This is a genomic window from Pelistega ratti, assembly GCF_009833965.1.
In the GTDB taxonomy this organism is placed as follows: domain Bacteria; phylum Pseudomonadota; class Gammaproteobacteria; order Burkholderiales; family Burkholderiaceae_B; genus Taylorella; species Taylorella ratti.
Genome location: NZ_CP047165.1, coordinates 1,409,067 through 1,425,395, shown reverse-complemented (window position 1 = coordinate 1,425,395; position 16,329 = coordinate 1,409,067). Strand labels below are relative to the sequence as shown.

Annotated in this window: 14 protein-coding genes and 1 tRNA gene; 12 read left to right on the top strand and 3 right to left on the bottom strand. The window is 37.2% G+C overall.

Features of this window, described 5'->3' with window-relative positions; translation table 11 throughout:
- Nucleotides 1-47: 47 nt before the first annotated feature.
- Complete coding sequence (gene yidC, locus F9B76_RS06135; RefSeq protein WP_159991318.1) at nt 48-1,676, top strand: membrane protein insertase YidC; 1,629 nt, start codon at nt 48-50, stop codon at nt 1,674-1,676.
- Nucleotides 1,677-1,922: 246 nt separating this feature from the next.
- Nucleotides 1,923-3,125, top strand: a complete 1,203-nt coding sequence (locus F9B76_RS06130) for a Bcr/CflA family efflux MFS transporter (RefSeq protein WP_159991317.1) — start codon at nt 1,923-1,925, stop codon at nt 3,123-3,125.
- Here the strand turns inward: F9B76_RS06130 and F9B76_RS06125 are convergent.
- Complete coding sequence (locus F9B76_RS06125) at nt 3,095-4,330, bottom strand: chloride channel protein (RefSeq protein WP_159991316.1); 1,236 nt, start codon at nt 4,328-4,330, stop codon at nt 3,095-3,097. The two genes, F9B76_RS06130 and F9B76_RS06125, sit on opposite strands and share 31 nt — an antisense overlap.
- Nucleotides 4,331-4,792: 462 nt before the next feature.
- Between F9B76_RS06125 and F9B76_RS06120 the strand changes: the two genes are divergently transcribed.
- Nucleotides 4,793-5,122, top strand: a complete 330-nt coding sequence (locus F9B76_RS06120) for a hypothetical protein (RefSeq protein ID WP_159991315.1) — start codon at nt 4,793-4,795, stop codon at nt 5,120-5,122.
- Nucleotides 5,112-5,798 carry a nucleotidyl transferase AbiEii/AbiGii toxin family protein gene (locus F9B76_RS06115; protein WP_159991314.1) on the top strand — a complete coding sequence of 229 codons (687 nt, stop codon included), beginning with the start codon at nt 5,112-5,114 and terminating at the stop codon, nt 5,796-5,798. The genes F9B76_RS06120 and F9B76_RS06115 overlap by 11 nt, the downstream gene beginning before the upstream one ends.
- A gap of 226 nt (nt 5,799-6,024) precedes the next feature.
- Here the strand turns inward: F9B76_RS06115 and F9B76_RS06110 are convergent.
- Nucleotides 6,025-6,100 (bottom strand) — tRNA-Phe (locus F9B76_RS06110).
- A 207-nt stretch (nt 6,101-6,307) separates the two neighbouring features.
- On the opposite strand from F9B76_RS06110, the gene hemA reads away from it, so the two are divergent.
- The 8 genes from hemA (at nt 6,308) to trhP (ending at nt 14,912) form a co-directional block, all read left to right on the top strand.
- Nucleotides 6,308-7,597, top strand: coding sequence for a glutamyl-tRNA reductase (gene hemA, locus F9B76_RS06105; RefSeq protein ID WP_159991313.1), 1,290 nt, complete (start codon nt 6,308-6,310; stop codon nt 7,595-7,597).
- An 86-nt stretch (nt 7,598-7,683) separates the two neighbouring features.
- Entirely contained in the window at nt 7,684-8,763 is a 1,080-nt protein-coding gene (prfA, locus tag F9B76_RS06100; protein WP_159991312.1) for a peptide chain release factor 1, read from the top strand.
- Nucleotides 8,764-9,106: 343 nt separating this feature from the next.
- Nucleotides 9,107-9,937 (top strand): peptide chain release factor N(5)-glutamine methyltransferase, encoded by an 831-nt coding sequence (gene prmC / locus F9B76_RS06095; RefSeq protein ID WP_159991311.1) that lies wholly within the window; start codon nt 9,107-9,109, stop codon nt 9,935-9,937.
- A 197-nt stretch (nt 9,938-10,134) separates the two neighbouring features.
- The gene (gene grxD / locus F9B76_RS06090) at nt 10,135-10,464 is read left to right on the top strand and encodes a Grx4 family monothiol glutaredoxin (protein ID WP_159991310.1); all 330 of its coding nucleotides are present in this window, start codon (nt 10,135-10,137) and stop codon (nt 10,462-10,464) included.
- Complete coding sequence (locus F9B76_RS06085) at nt 10,457-11,023, top strand: UbiX family flavin prenyltransferase (protein ID WP_159991309.1); 567 nt, start codon at nt 10,457-10,459, stop codon at nt 11,021-11,023. Before grxD ends, F9B76_RS06085 begins: the two co-directional genes overlap by 8 nt.
- A 494-nt stretch (nt 11,024-11,517) precedes the next feature.
- On the top strand, nt 11,518-12,222 hold the full coding sequence (locus F9B76_RS06080) for a fumarylacetoacetate hydrolase family protein (RefSeq protein ID WP_159991308.1): 705 nt from the start codon (nt 11,518-11,520) through the stop codon (nt 12,220-12,222).
- 173 nt (nt 12,223-12,395) lie between these two features.
- The gene (asd, locus tag F9B76_RS06075) at nt 12,396-13,292 is read left to right on the top strand and encodes an archaetidylserine decarboxylase (protein ID WP_159991307.1); all 897 of its coding nucleotides are present in this window, start codon (nt 12,396-12,398) and stop codon (nt 13,290-13,292) included.
- 204 nt (nt 13,293-13,496) lie between these two features.
- Nucleotides 13,497-14,912, top strand: coding sequence for a prephenate-dependent tRNA uridine(34) hydroxylase TrhP (gene trhP, locus F9B76_RS06070; protein ID WP_159991306.1), 1,416 nt, complete (start codon nt 13,497-13,499; stop codon nt 14,910-14,912).
- Between the two features lie 136 nt (nt 14,913-15,048).
- Here the strand turns inward: trhP and F9B76_RS06065 are convergent, their stop codons facing one another.
- Nucleotides 15,049-16,263: a sugar transporter gene (locus tag F9B76_RS06065; RefSeq protein WP_159991305.1), complete on the bottom strand. Its 1,215-nt coding sequence runs from the start codon at nt 16,261-16,263 to the stop codon at nt 15,049-15,051.
- Nucleotides 16,264-16,329 lie beyond the last annotated feature (66 nt).

The window sequence follows — 16,329 nt, the reverse complement described above, 5'->3', positions numbered from 1 at the left end:
TAAGGTAAACTTATGGCTTTACAACTGATTTTATAAGAATAGTTACAATGGATATTAAACGTGCCATCCTGTGGATGATTTTTATTTTCTCGTCCTTTATGGTCTGGAGTAATTGGCAAATGTACAATGCGCCTCAACAGCCTGTACAAGCAAATACTACCACACCTGTACAGCATAATGTACCAGCTTCTGTTTCGGATGTGGTTGCAACAAATACGACGACAGCTCCTTCAGAAAAGGTAGTGATTACCACTGATGTGTTTAAGCTAACTTTTGATACGTTGGGTGCGCAATTAGTACATGCAGAATTAATTAAGCATTATGATACTGAAGATAAGACAAAAGCGACTGTACTTTTGGATAATGAGCAATTTACTTACACGGTACAAAGTGGTTTAATTGCTGCAGCGAATGTACAAAAATCCTATCCTAAACAAGATACGCCTTTTACATTCGTTTCTTCTGAAAAAGTATTAAGTGGTGATACGCTTGATGTAGTCTTTCGTGCCGAATCTGATGGTATTGAGCTAACACGTACCTATACCTTACATAAAGGCAATTACCGTATTGATGTGAAAGATGATGTCAAAAATATCAGTACCGAATCACAAAGTCCTTCACTCTATTTGCAAATTACCCGTGATAATCATGAGCCTGCAGGAGGTATTTCAATGGCTCCTACCTATACAGGTTGGGCAGTTTATTCGGATGCAGAGCGTTTTCAGAAAGTAACTTTTGAAGAGATTGATAAGAATTCGGCTGAGTATATTAAAACGGCTTCTGATGGTTGGATTAGTTTTATTCAACACTTTTTTGTAACAGCATGGATTCCAGAGCAAGGAAAAGAGCGTTCTATTCAACTGCGTAAAGCAGGTAAAGATGTCTATGCTATTAGCACTGTTGAGGCATTAGGAACTTTATCGCCAGGTCAATCAACAATCTCTAAAGCAACATTATGGGTAGGGCCTCAAGATCAAAAAGCCTTAGCAGCCATTGATCCTACGTTAGATTTAGTCGTGGATTATGGTTGGCTTACCCTTATTGCCAAACCCATGTTTAAACTAATGAGTTGGTTATATAGCTGGATTGGTAACTGGGGTTGGACGATTGTTGTATTGACAATTATTATCAAGCTATTACTTTATCCCTTATCAGCGGCTAGTTACCGTTCAATGGCGAAAATGAAAAATGTATCGCCTCGTATTCAGGCATTACGTGAGCAATATGGTGATGATCGCCAAAAATTGAATGCAGCCATGATGGAAATGTACCGTACCGAGAAAATTAATCCGCTTGGTGGGTGCTTACCTATTTTATTACAAATCCCTGTATTCTTAACGTTATACCGTGTGCTATTAGCAAGTGTTGAAATGCGTGGTGCTCCATGGTTAGGGTGGATTACGGATCTTTCAGCAGCTGACCCGTACTTTATTCTGCCGTTAATTATGATGGCAACAATGTTCTTGCAGATGAAGTTAAACCCAACACCACCTGATCCTATGCAGGCGCGTATCATGATGATTATGCCATTAGTGTTTGGTGCGATGATGTTTATGTTCCCTGCAGGTTTAGTGCTTTACTGGGTTGTCAATAATATTTTATCGATTATTCAACAATGGTGGATTACACGCAGTTTAAATAAAGCGGCGAATGATCAGATTTTGACACATAAATAAAGTTCTTTTTTAAAAATATTTTTTAATTAAAAGGTATCCCTAATAGATAAGTATCTATTAGGGATATTTTATGGTGCTTGTGTATGGAGGGTAATTAGAGGGGTAGATGGTTCATTTTTTTACTTTAACCTTAAAATTAAGGTTTTAATAAAAGGGTTACTCTATTCGATAATAGTGTTCAAACGATATAATAATGGCTATTTTAAATTCAACATATTTTTGTCATAAGCATTCAATAGATTAACCATGCAAACAATACAAATAGTCTTAAAAAAGAAAGGCTTATTTCTTCTACTTATCCTTTTGGGCTTAACAGGCCCTTTTTCAATTGATATGTACTTGGCTGCATTTCCTTTGATTTTAAAAGATTTGCAAACAACACCCCATATGTTGAGTTTTACCTTAATTGGTTTTTCGCTTTTTATGGCAATTGGTATGCTATTAATGGGGACATTAAGTGATAAATTTGGTCGAAAACCTATTTTATTGATAGGGTTAGGGGTGTATATTATTAGTTCTTTAGGTATTGTGTTTACACCTAATATTGAGTTATTTATTGTTTTTCGTATTGCTCAGGCTTTTGGTGCTGGTGGTATGGTATCAGTCCCTATGGCGATTATTAAGGATAGTTTTTCTGATGAAGAACGTACAAGAACAATTGCTACCTTGCAGATGTTTACCGTATTAGGGCCTACAATTGCGCCTGTGCTGGGTGCTCAGTTAATTAAGTATTTTTCTTGGCATGCGAGTTTTATTGTTTTGGCATTTGTAGCGATAATAAGTTTACTTTTGGCTATTTTCTTTCAAGAAACGCTATCAGTAGAGCGACGATTAAAGGTGGGTGTTTTTCAGTCTATTCTTTCGTTAAAAGAGGTTATTAAAAATAAGAGCTTTATGCTTTTTCTTTTTTCAACAGCGATGACCTCAGTAATTTTTATGGGGTATTTGGCAATCAGCTCCTATATCTATATTGCTTGGTTTAGTCTGAGTGAAACAAGTTTTAGTTTTTATTTTGCCGCTAATTCTATGCTGTTGGTACTTGGCCCTAAAACTTATTTGATTATAAAGAAACGTTATAAACCCTCGGTTATTTTACGATCTGCTTTGTTTATCATTTTTACTGCGAGTATTTTAACGGCAACAATAGGGCAGTATTCTCCTCTTTTATTTTTAATTTGCTTTGCTCCTGTGGCATTAAGTAATAGTTTTATGCGGTCTTTTGCAACGGATGTGCTATTAGGACAACCAGAGATGAATGCAGGAGCTTCCGCCTCGATGATTAGTTTTATTTATGTAGCTCTAGGTTCTATAGGAATGTTTATCACGAGTGCGGTAGATACAGGTTATGTTATAACCCTAGGTATTATTGGTATTGTAGTGAGTATAGTGAGTTTTATCTTGGTGCATTATTATACGCGTTATGGTTTATCACTTAAAGGTTTTGAGTAGTTGATAAAAGAGGATGTACCCATTGCACAAGTGACTGCGGCTAATAGGGGAAGGTAGGCATCAAATTCTTGTCCAGTAAAGCCAATAATCAGCGCAAAAGCGGTAAGAGGGGCGCGCATACTTACGGCTAGGAAAGCAACGGCACCAGCAAGTGACATAGCGGTTAAATCAATACTGGGGTAGTAAGTTTGTAATAGAAGACCAATTAGCAAGCCTGATAAAGCACCTAACGCAACACTAGGTGTGAGTGTTCCGCCATAAGCACCTGATTTTAAGGTGAGCCAAACCACTAGTGCTTTACTGATAAGTAAACCAATACATAGCCAGAGCGAACTTCCCCAAAAAGCTATTTGTGCCGCAGAGCGACCATTACCGAGAATTTGGGGGAAATAGATAGCTAATATCCCTGTTATTAAAAAGGCAAGGGGAAGTGTCCAGAGAATCTTTTTTCCTTTTATACGCTGTTTTTCTGCTTGTTGAATAGCAAGACTAAAGTAAGTAGCAGGAATTCCAATGATTGCACCTACTACAGCAGCAATTAATGTTGTATAAATATCTCCCTCAATTTGAGTTACAAGATAAAAGGTTTCTGCATTGACACCTATTTGTGCCACAAAAACGGCTAAAACAGAAATAGCAATGGCAATACAGGCATTGGTAATAGAGAAAACCCCTAGTAAAATTTCAAGTGTAAACAGTACGCCAGCAAAAGGTACTTGATAAACAGCGGCGAGACCAGCGGCAGCACCACTTGCAATAATTGTTTTTCGAGTAACGGGATCTATGTGTAAATAATGACTTATTCGTTCAGCAAATAATGCACCCAATTCACGAGGGGCGGCTTCTCGACCAATAGGGGCACCACAGCCAACAGCAATGATTTGGAGTACGGTATGTAATACACTAGGAAAGAAAGCAGGGTGTTGTTGGTGAGTACCTTCTACTACAGTATGGATATGAATAATATTTCTTTCTTTATATGAAAGATAATACCAACCTAAGGCAACGATAATAGAGCCAATAAACATGGCGATAATTCGTCTTTTGGGTGATGTTCCTGCGGTAATGATTCGTTTTGTTGCCTCGCTCTGTCCAAAAGCTAAGTATTCAATACCATGAATGAGCCATGTTAAAGCGGCTGCTCCTAAACCAGCTAGAATACCTGTCGCCAGAATAGCCAATAGAATAGTGATGCGAGAAGACAATTTGAATTGAACCTTATAAGCAATAGCAGTTAAAAAGAGCGATTTAATCGCGCATCATGACTATACTATAACCGATTGCCTTTATTCAATGCGTTTTAGTATTGTATAAAATTTTGAAGAGGTAATAGTAAAATCAATAAATGGTAAGATACCAAGTATGGTCATCTATTATAATTGGGATAATAGATAGCTAATATGAATAGCACAAAAGGGAATGCCAACCAGAAACTGTTTGATTTAGGAGAATGTCATGACAGATAAACCTTATTTTATTACTGATGAAGAAGTTAAGTTTCATAGACCACTTCCTAATCATATTCGGAGTGAATCCCTAGATGAATTTAGAGCAAGGCAATAACAAAATGCATCACCAATATTGTGTAATAAACAGAAAGATAAGAGAGGGCATGCCATTTTAGCTAAGAAGTAAATGGAAAATATTACTAAAGGATATTTATTTTAATGTTACCTTTATCTAATTCGCAGTTAGCTATTATTAAGCAATTAAGTAAAACTTATATCTGGTGGCAAACACCAGATGAGGCGGTTAAAAATCCATATAGAGTAATTGCTCAAGTGATGGAATTGGGAACAGCAGAAGATACACAGTTATTGTATAAAAGTGTGGGAAAAGGCGTATTTAAAGACGTATTAGATCATGCAATAGCAGGGTGGTTTACTCCTAAATCATGGAACTTCTGGCATATTATTTGTCGTACGGATGAAGAACAACAGCAAAATATATTTAATGTTCCACCATTGCCTAAAAGGAATTTGCCAAATGTACTTTAAACCTCATTTTGATATTTTACCTTTCGCTCAAAAATTCCTGTGGAATGACTTGGCTCCCAGTAAATCATTAGGCTTTGTCTTGTATGGTGGTACAGCGGTTGCTTTACAGCTAGGACATAGGCAGTCAGTGGATTTTGATTTTTTTACAGAGTTACCATTAGATAAAAAGCGTATTTTTAATGAGTTTTCTTTTATGTCTTTTGCAACAGTGATTCAAGATGAAGTAGATTCATTAAGTGTTATTGTGCCTATTAAAGAGGACTTTGTTAAAATTTCTTTCTTTGGTGCAATTACGAATGGACGTTTTAATGATCCTCTTCAAACGGAAGATGGGGTATTATACATAGCCCATTTAGAAGATTTATTAGCCACAAAACTTAAGACAGTGATGCAACGGGTTGAAGTCAAAGACTATCAAGATATATCAGCTATGCTTAAATATGGTGTAGATATTGATTTAGCGTTATCTATTGCGACAAAAATGTATAAACCTGAATTCTCACCACAACTTGCACTAAAAACAATAAGCTACTTTGAAGGTGGAGACTTTGCCTTACTAACACAAGAAGATAAAAATAGATTGCAACAGGCTAGTAGTGATGCTTTTAATAGAGATAACTATTATCAAGATATATCGTTAGAAAAGCATTTATTACCATTAAAGACATATGGTTAACATATAATTTTTATAGTGTTTTTAAGGTATAAACTTAAAATTACTGGTGGGGTAATCATGATGCGTGTATTGGATAATAAAACTGACCACTTACAATTTTAATTACCCTTTTATCCAGTACTGTATATTAGACACTGTCTAATATTTTAGTGTTTTGGGGAGAAATTATAAAAAAGGCGATATTAAGCAAAAACCCCGTAAATACTAGCTCTACGGGGTTTAAATCTGGTGGCCTGGGGCGGAATCGAACCGCCGACACAAGGATTTTCAATCCTCTGCTCTACCGACTGAGCTACCTGGCCTCTAAAGATTGATATATTAACCTAAAAATAAGAATAAGTGTAGTTTTTTCTTTTAAAAATGTTGTTTTGTATATCTTGCTATTGATATTATGAGTATTTTTTATTAAAAGTGTTGTTTATTTGATACAAAAAGGTATCGCCAAAAGAGTATAATACTACTGGCATAATATATGTCGCTTATATTTTCAGTTTCTCAATGCGTAATCTATGACAACAGATGTATTAACTTTTGGTTTAAATCATCACTCCGCACCTGTTTCAGTGCGTGAGCGAGTGTCTATGTCTGGCGATTTAATTCGTCCTGCTTTAGATGCGTTGCGTTCTGCGTTTGGATCTTCTCTAAGAGAAGCCACTATCTTATCAACCTGTAATCGTACAGAGATTTATGTCGCAGGAAAACCAGAGATTGCTGAACATATTCCTACATGGATGGCAGATTTTAATTCGCTAGATTCTACCCTGATCAAACCTCATCTTTATCAATATAATCAAGAAGAGGCGGTTCGCCATGCATTCCGTGTGGCTTCAGGCTTAGATTCTATGGTGCTAGGTGAAGCACAAATTTTAGGTCAAATGAAAACAGCGGTACGCACAGCAAATGAAGCAGGTGCATTAGGTACTATGCTAAATCAGCTTTTCCAAAAAACCTTTTCAGTTGCAAAAGAGGTTCGTACTCAAACAGCCATTGGGGCACAATCTGTTTCTATGGCAGCAGCTGCAGTGCGTTTAGCAGAGCGAGTATTTGGTGATTTAAGTCAAACCAAAATCTTATTTGTTGGGGCGGGTGAAATGATTGAGCTTTGTGCAACGCATTTCTCGGCACAAAATCCTAAATCCATGATGATTGCTAACCGTACGCTTGAAAAAGGAGAGGCCTTAGCGGCTCGCTTTGATGCTAAAACAATGCGTTTAGCCGATTTACCTAATGTGCTACATGAATATGATATTGTGGTCTCCTGTACGGCATCTGCTTTACCTATTTTGGGTCTAGGGATGATTCAAAAAACCATTCGTCAAAGACGCTTTAGTCCTATGGTGATGGTTGATTTAGCTGTCCCTCGTGATATTGAACCTGAAGTCGCGTCTATTGATGAAGTGTATCTTTATACGGTAGATGATTTGGGACGTGTGGTGCAGATGGGTAATGATGCCCGTCAAGCCGCTGTAATTCAGGCAGAAGCGATTATTGATAGTCGTGTACAAAGTTTTATGCATTGGGTACATAACCGTCAAGTAGTTCCTGTGATCCAAGGGCTTAATCAAGCCGCCCATTCTGTAGCAGAGATTGAACTTGAAAAAGTGCGTAAATTATTAGCCAAAGGGGTTAGTCCAGAAGAGGCATTAGAGCGTTTAGCAAAAGCATTGACACAAAAATATATGCATGCCCCCATGCAGGTTCTTAACCGTAGTGAGCAAGATGAGAGAGCTCAGTTATTAGGCGTATTGCCTAAGCTTTTCCCTTTTCAAATGCCAGAAAATACTTCTTCTGAGCATTAGCCTTGCTATTCTTCCTTGTCAGAAACGCTTTAAGCGTACCTTTATTATTTTAAGTACAAATTATTTTATAAGTTGAGATTACTATTATGAAAGCATCTATGCGTTCTCGCTTAGAACAATTGAGCCAGCGTCTTATTGAAGTGGATGCTATTTTGGCAGAACCTGATACTGTTCAAGATATGGATCGTTTTCGTAAATTATCACGAGAGCGAAGTGAGATTGAGCCTGTTGTTAGCTTATTCAAAGATTATGTCCGTACAGAGGGTGATTTGGCAACAGCCATTGAAATGATGTCTGATCCCGATATGAAAGAAATGGGTGAAGAGGAAATGAAGAATGCCAAGCAACATATTGAGGCATTAGAAGCACAATTACAAGTTGAGTTATTACCTAAAGATCCTGATGATGGACGAAGTGTATTCCTTGAGATTCGTGCAGGAACAGGCGGTGATGAAAGTGCTATTTTTACGGGAGATCTTTTCCGTATGTATAGTCGCTATGCGGAACAACAAGGTTGGCGCGTTGAAATTATGAGTGAGAACCCTTCTGAACTAGGGGGATATCGAGAAATAATCGCACGTATCGAGGGAGAGGGGGTGTATGGTCGCCTCAAATATGAGTCAGGAGCGCACCGTGTTCAACGTGTTCCTGAAACAGAATCGCAAGGGCGAGTACATACTTCTGCTTGTACAGTAGCCGTATTGCCAGAGGCGGATGAGTTAGCAGAGGTTGTATTAAATCCTGCTGATTTGCGTATTGATACCTTCCGTGCTAGTGGTGCAGGTGGTCAGCATATTAATAAAACAGATTCTGCAGTGCGTATTACCCATATCCCAACAGGTATTGTGGCAGAGTGTCAAGATGATCGCTCTCAACACAAAAATAAAGCACGTGCTATGAGTGTATTGGCAGCGAGAATTAATGATATTCAACGTCAAGAGCAACAGGCAAAAGAAGCTGCTGAGCGTAAGAGTTTAGTAGGAACAGGGGATCGATCTGAACGTATCCGTACTTATAACTATCCTCAAGGGCGCGTAACGGATCATCGTATTAATCTAACACTCTATAAATTACAACAAATTATGGATGGTTCTTTAGATGAGCTGACCAATGCGTTGATTGCTGAACGCCAAGCGGAGTTATTAGCGGCATTAGGTGATGATTAAGAAAAAATAGGGGGGAGTTTTTCCCCTTTTCTACATAGATAATATAGTAGAAGTAAAAAATTAGCGCTGTTTCCGTATAGAGGATATGGTTTGTCTTTAGAGAGTATATAAGAGGAATGGTGTATTCATTATCCATAAACTTTTGCTATTTTATTTAAGATAAAATATAAGTAGTAAGCAACATAGATTATTCTTTGGTAAACATTAGAAATATACCTTTAATATTTACTATTTTCTGTATTTTTGACCTAGATGATATGTAAAAGAAATCATATTAATGATAGCTTATTATCCAATATATTATTTAGGTTTCATATATTTTTTTATACCTGTTTTGCCCTCTATGACGACTATTCAACCTCAAACATTACGTACTTTTTTTGCTCAATCAGGTTTACCTCTTTTAGAAGCAAAGATGTTAGTTGAAAAAGTGCTAGGGGTAACAAGGGCATGGATGGTTGCTCATGATACCGATAGAATAGCAGATAAGGATTGGGCTTTATTACAAATACTTGTACAACGCCGTTTACAAGGTGAGCCAATGGCGTATATTGTGGGTAAACGAGAGTTTATGGGATTGAATTTTTCCGTTAATCCTTCGGTACTGATTCCTCGTCCTGATACAGAAATTCTGGTTGAAACCGCATTAGCATTTTTGGAAAAATATCCTACGGCAAGTGTGTTGGATATGGGGACGGGTAGTGGAGCAATTGCGCTTTCAATTGCCTATCATTGTCCCACAGCCTCGGTTGTCGCAAGTGATGTAAGTGAGGCAGCCTTATCTGTGGCAAAACAAAATGCGTTACAGTTAAATCAGTCAGTTCAGTTTATACAAAGTGATTGGTTTTCGCAGATTCCTAAGCAATCATTTCATCTGATTGTTTCTAATCCACCTTATATTCATCCAGATGATATCCATTTATCTCAAGGGGATTTACGATTTGAGCCCTTATCTGCTTTAACTGATTTTTCAGATGGTCTATCATGCTACCGTACTATTATTCAACAAGCCCCTTTATATTTAAAAGAAAATGGTGCTTTATATGTTGAACATGGCTGGGATCAGGCAGAAAGTATAAGAAAAATTTTATATGAAGCTGGATTTTCAAATATTTCAAGTATAAAAGATTTATCAGGTATTGAACGAGTGAGTGGTGGTGTATTCCTTGTATAGTTTATTTTAAAAAAATAAGGTGCTAGCCTCTCTTTTTTAAGATACTAGGAAAAGAAATCACTTACCCTTATCCTCATAAAATATAATTTATAAATAAATTATGATGAATAACCTTAGAATATACTATGTTTTTGGGTAGAAATTATCTAAAACAGTTAAAATAATTCTTTTATTTATCTTTCATCAAAGGTTCTATTATGAGCGAAGTTCAAGATTTTATCCGTCAAACTATTACAGAGCATCCTGTTGTTTTATTTATGAAAGGATCTGCTCAATTTCCACAATGTGGTTTTTCAGGACGTGCTGTTCAAATTTTACGTGAATTAGGAGTCAAAAAATTAGTTACTGTTAATGTACTTGAAGACGCAGAAGTGCGTGATGGTATTAAACAATTCTCTAATTGGCCAACTATTCCACAACTTTATATTAACGGTGAGTTCCTCGGCGGTGCGGATATTATGGCTGAAATGGCAGCAAGTGGTGAGTTAAAAACAGCATTAGAAGCTGTGGGCGCATTTAATGACTAAAAGATTAGTCATTGGTATTACGGGGGCAACGGGTGCTATTTATGCTATTCGTATGCTAGAAAAACTAAAGGCAGTACCTGATGTGGAATCACATCTCATTGTTTCTCCTCCCGGTTTACTCAATATTAAATATGAATTAGGGATGACGCGAGAGCAAGTTAATGCCTTAGCAGATGTTGTTCATAGTTTTCGAGATATTGGTGCAACATTAGCAAGTGGGGCTTTTAATACTGTTGGTATGATTGTACTCCCCTGTTCAATGAGAACATTAGCCGCCTGTGCACATGGGTTTTCAGATAATTTGATTACACGGGTAGCTGATGTTCATCTGAAAGAACGTCGCCGTTTAGTTTTAGCGATACGAGAAACTCCCTTTAATTTGGCGCATTTACGTAATATGACAGCAGTAACAGAGATGGGTGGCATTATTTTCCCCCCTCTGCCTGCTTTTTATCATCACCCTAAAACATTAGACGATATGATTGATCATACGGTAGCGAGAATGTTGGCTTTGTTTGATATTCATATTGAATCTCCACAATGGGAAGGGGTAAATTAGATAATAAAGATATAAACCAATTTATATAATTGGTTTATATGTCTAATGAGAAGATATATTATTCATGCATTAGTTATTCTTGACTGATGAAATAAATAGGGCTGTTGCTTGTTGATAGATAGTAACGTTAAGTATTAATTAACCCATTTCCTAAGGTAAATCCAATCTACCGTGCTTAATTAATCAAGCAAATATAGAAAATACTATATAAGTTAAAAGTTTCTTAGTCATGAGGGATGAATATTTAAGGTTTTAGACGAGAGAAATAGCGATAAAAAATGTATGACTACTATAAATGATAATAAGAAAACCTTAAATAAAGAAATAAAGTATAACTGAGCTATTTATCTGTATTAGGGGAAAACGAGACATAAGTATAAGAATGTAATAGGGCGGAAATAATTCTGATATGATGCTATAAATCCCTATCGTACGTTATTAATAAAGACGATTGATAATGGTGGGTTTCCTTTCTTTTTATAAGAGGTATTCTTATGACGCAACTTTTATTTTCTGCTCCCCCAGTAACGACACTTCCTATTTTAGATGAAACAGCACAATTTCCTGTTTATCGTGTTTTTTGTATTGGACGTAATTATGCGGCACATGCAGCAGAGATGGGTGCTAGTGTAGATAAATCAAAACAAGACCCCTTTTATTTTCTTAAATCGGCTCATCATGTAATTGGTCATCAGCAAACAATTCCTTTTCCACCAGAAACTAATAATTTTCATCATGAAATAGAGCTAGTGGTGGCATTAGATAAACCGCTTTTCCAAGCAACTGAGAAACAGGTACTAGAGGCTATTTATGGTTATGCGGTTGGTTTTGATTTAACTCGCCGTGATTTACAAGCCAAAGATAAAGAAAAATCATGGCCTTGGGATGATGCGAAAGATTTTGAAAATGCTGCTGTCATAGGAGTTATTTCACCTAAAGAAAAAGTTAAGCAATCAATGGATAAAGCACAGATTACGCTTTCTATTAATGGACAAATCCGCCAGTCTGGTAATACGGCTAATATGATTTGGTCGGTTGCAGAATTACTAGCGTATATTTCTCGTTTTTATCATCTACAGGCGGGTGATTTAATCATGACGGGGACACCAGAGGGTGTTGGTGCTATTCAAGCAGGTGATACTTTACTGGGTGAAATTGAGGGACTTTCTCCTTTAGCATTAACGATAGCGGCTGTTTGATTTCATTCAACTAAAAGGGCTATTTTTGATGGTTTTATCCCTTTTAGTTTTTTCTTCTATCAAAAAAATAGGCTAAATTTTTAAATAGCACTTTGTAATGTAGGGGAATTATCTTTATAATGGAAACCTTGGTTTTATATATTTATTATTGGATTTATAGTTAAGGATAAAAAATGTCTTCTCTTAAACCGTATCCATCACCCACTTATCGTGAACGTTTAAAAATAGCGTTTCATTATATGTTACCGCAACAATGTATTACTCGATTGGCAGGCTGGTTTGCTCAGAAAGAATGGGGTATTGTGACGCATACGGTTATCAAACTTTTTGCTAAGGCTTACCAAGTAGATTTTAAGGAAGCATTAAAAGAAAAACCAGAGGATTATGCGAGCTTTAATGCTTTTTTTATCCGTCAGCTCAAAGAAGATGCTCGTCCTATTGTAGAGGATTCTTCTGATTTATGCTTGCCAGCAGATGGTCGTATCAGTGAGTGTGGATCAATTAAAACACAACAATTATTACAAGCAAAGGGGCACCATTTTACGTTAAGTGCTTTACTTGCCGGTGATGATGAACTTGCTCAGCAATTTGTAGATGGGCAGTTTATAACGACCTATCTTTCTCCAAGAGACTATCACAGAGTGCATATGCCTTGTGATGCTACTTTACGCAAGATGGTTTATGTCCCGGGTGAGCTTTTTTCAGTTAATCCATTTTTAGCACGCCATATTCCTGATTTATTTGCACGTAATGAACGGGTGATTTGTGTCTTTGATACTACCTTTGGTTCTATGGTACAAATTCTAGTAGGTGCTACAGTAACTGCCAGTATCAGTACAGTTTGGGCTGGCGTGATTAATCCACCACGCTATGATGAGGTTAAAGTATGGGAATATCCTGAATCTGGTTATGGATCCGTCAGTCTTAAAAAAGGGCAAGAAATGGGGGCTTTCCAGTTGGGTTCTACCGTTATTAATCTTTTCCCTAAAGAGAGTATTAATTTAAACCTAAACTTAAAAGCAGGTGAACCCGTCAAAATGGGTGAGCTTTTAGGTACCCTCAAAAAGTAAAACTGCTATTGTTTCTAATACGCTATTTCAATCTCTACTTTTTACCACTAGAGTAGAGATTGAAGGTAATCATTTCTTTGTGATATGGCTTTACTTTAATCATAAAATATATCCTTAAAAATTCATTGATTAAAAAGTAGTGTTAAAATCATGGCATCAATCAAAATGGTTTGATTGACTTGCTTATATGAAATAAATTTATCTATGAAATCTCCTGAACTACTCTTGCCGGCTGGCGGTTTAGACCGTATGCGTGCGGCTTTTGACTTTGGGGCGGATGCTGTTTATGCTGGTCAGCCTCGTTATTCTTTGCGTGCTCGTAACAATGAGTTTGTGCGTTTTGAAAAAATGAAACAAGCGATTGACGAAGCACATGCTCGTGGTAAAAAGTTTTTTGTGGCGAGTAATGTGATTCCTCATAACTCTAAGCTAAAAACTTATTTGGATGATCTTGTTCCTATTATGGAAATGAAGCCAGATGCGCTGATTATGGCAGATCCGGGCTTGATTATGAAAACCAAAGAGCGTTGGCCTGAAGCGGTTATTCATCTTTCGGTTCAAGCGAATACAACAAATTATTGGGGTGTACAATTCTGGCAAAAAGCTGGGGTAGAGCGTATTATTCTGTCTCGTGAATTATCATTGGATGAGATTGAAGAAATTCGTCAAGAATGTCCTGATATTGAATTAGAAGTTTTTGTGCATGGGGCATTATGTATTGCCTATTCTGGTCGTTGTTTATTGTCAGGCTATTTTAACCAGCGTGACCCTAACCAAGGAACCTGTACGAATTCTTGTCGTTGGGACTATAAAGTGCATGAAACGAAAGAAAGTGATGCTGGTGATGCACAGCTGTTGCAAGGATTTGATTTTAACCAATTGCAAGAAGAAGCAAATGCTAATTTTGCAGCTTGTGGGGGTGCTCCTCGTCATCCACTCGCAGATAAGGTTTATCTATTAGAAGAGAGTAATCGTCCAGGGCAATTTATGCCTATTATGGAAGATGAGCATGGTACATATATCATGAACTCTAAAGATTTACGGGCAATTGAGCAGGTAGAACGTTTAATTAAAATTGGGGTGGACTCGCTAAAAGTAGAGGGACGTACTAAATCTATTTATTATGTGGCGCGTGTAGCTCAGGCTTATCGCCGAGCGATTGATGATGCGGTTGCTGGTCGTCCATTTAATCCTGAATTATTAGCGGATTTAGAGGGCTTGGCTAATCGTGGTTATACACCAGGGTTCTTAGAGCGCCATCAAACACAAGAATATCAAAATTATCTCCATAACTACTCTATTTCTAAGAAAACACAATATGCCGGTATTGTGCTATCTGTAGATGAAGAGGGCTGGGCAACGATTGAAGTAAAAAATCGTTTTGCGGTAGGTGATACGCTTGAGGTAGTGCACCCTGATGGTAATCAATTGATGTTAGTAGAAGCCATTGAATTAGATGGTAATCCGATTGATGTTGCTCCCGGTAATGGTATCCAAGTGAGAGTACCTAATATGCATGGTAAGGAAAAAGCGGTGATTGCTCGAATTTTAGATGAAAAGTCTAAAGATAAAGTAGAGCAAATTATCCGTGGCGAAACCCGTAAAAATAAAAAGGGATAGTGTTTATCATTAAGTATATTTTTTCTTAACGGTATTTATAAAAGGCTATATTGATAAATTAAATATAGCCTTTTTTATATTTGGAAATAGTAAGCTATACAGGTGGGCTAGCAAAACCCACCTTATATTTTTATCCTTATCTTTTAGGCTGTGAGGTAGGCTCTTCCTTCACTATCCATACTCTCCGTGCTAAAACTAAGAAAATCAATAATGCCACCCAGATAAAAGCTGAACCAATATGGGTAATATGCTTAACACCCAAATGATCCAGTACCATACTTCCTATGAGCGCACCACTACCAATACCAATATTAAAAGTAGCAGAGAAAATAGCAACAGAAATATCAGCAGCATCACTGGCAGCTTCAAGGACTTTTGTTTGTAAACTCATAGCAATTAAGGTAATGGCAATCCCCCAGAAAAGGGCAAGTGCTAATACAATCACTTTATGCTGATAGCTGAATTTTAAAAAGATTAAGCAAAATATTAAAATAATGGCACTAATAGAATAGGTATTGAGGGGTAAGAGACGATTCAGTCGCGTAAATAAATATCCGCCAATAATCCCTGCACCACCAATGGTAAAGAGTACCCAAATAACAAATGTTTCATCAAAACCACCTACCTCTCGTAAATAAGGAGTGATATAGGTATAGACAGTAAAGTAGCCTGTAATCGTTAGTGCAGTGAGTAGGAAAGCATAGACTAAGGTAGGTCTTTTCATCAATGAGGGTAATGATTTTAAAGAACCTGCGTTTTTACTGGGTAATTGAGGTAATTCTTTGATGAGTAATATCATAATAATCCCAGCAATAACCGCAATAAGTCCAAAGGTAGTACGCCAACCAATATGCTGACCAATGGCAGTACCAAGGGGAACACCAAGTACAGTGGCTAGAGAAGAGCCTGTTACCATAAAAGCGAGTGCTTTGATGCGATTACCTTGTGGTGCTAGGCGTGTAGCAAGAGGAATGGTAATTGCCCAGAAAATAGCATGTGTGCAAGCAATTAATAAGCGACTTGCCATTAAACTATAGTAATCCCATGCGAATGCTGATACGATATGGGCAAGTAAGAAAACAGCAAAGAGAATAGCGAGTAATTTTCTGCGTTCGATACGGGCTGTCGCTAGTGTTAAAGGGATGGATAGCAGGGTAACAGACCAAGCATAAATTGTCATTAATAAACCAGTTTGTGACTCAGGAATCTCAAGTGATTGGGCGATATTGGGTAACAAACCAATGGGGACAAATTCAGTGGTATTAAAAATAAAGGCAGCAAAGGCAAAGATAGCAATCACAAACCAAGAGCCATTTTCATGGGTGGTTGTGGGGGATTGATGTTGAGACATAGGAAAGCGGATAAAAATAATCTATGATGATAAAGGATTGTCGTATTATAAATGGGGAGTATGCTA